This is a genomic window from Vibrio sp. 2132-1 (genome assembly GCF_033344315.1).
Genome location: NZ_JAWPON010000926.1, coordinates 1 through 500 on the forward strand (window position 1 = coordinate 1; position 500 = coordinate 500).

At 46.0% G+C, this 500-nt stretch carries 1 pseudogene; it reads right to left on the minus strand.

Annotated elements, in window-relative coordinates:
* Positions 1-500: pseudogene (locus R8N47_RS28765) on the minus strand (RNA degradosome polyphosphate kinase); the annotation flags it as partial.

Sequence of the window (500 nt, forward strand, 5' to 3'; positions counted from 1 at the left end):
AAACGTGCCTTTACTGTATCGGTAAAGTGGATGTTAGTTATATCAATAATTCTCTGTTTCAAACGTGGATCACGAACAGGAGCGGCAACTTCGATACGATGATCGATGTTTCGTGTCATCCAATCGGCAGATGAAATGTAGACTTGAGGATCCCCATCATTGTGCGTGATCACTACGCGTGGGTGTTCCAAAAAGCGATCAACGATACTGATGATTCGAATGTTTTCGCTGACGCCTTCAATTCCAGGAACCAACGCACACATGCCTCGGATGATCATGTTGATCTTTACCCCCGCGTTGCTTGCTGCGTAAAGACGGGTGACGATGCCTTTATCTACGAGGTTGTTGACCTTTATGGTTAATCCTGCCTTTTTGCCCGCCTTTGCATTGGCGATTTCATTGTCAATCAGGCGGTAAATTTGGGTGCGCGAATTACGCGGAGAAACCATCAAGTGATTGAACTTCACTGGGCGGTATGGATTGTGAATGTAACCGAAGAC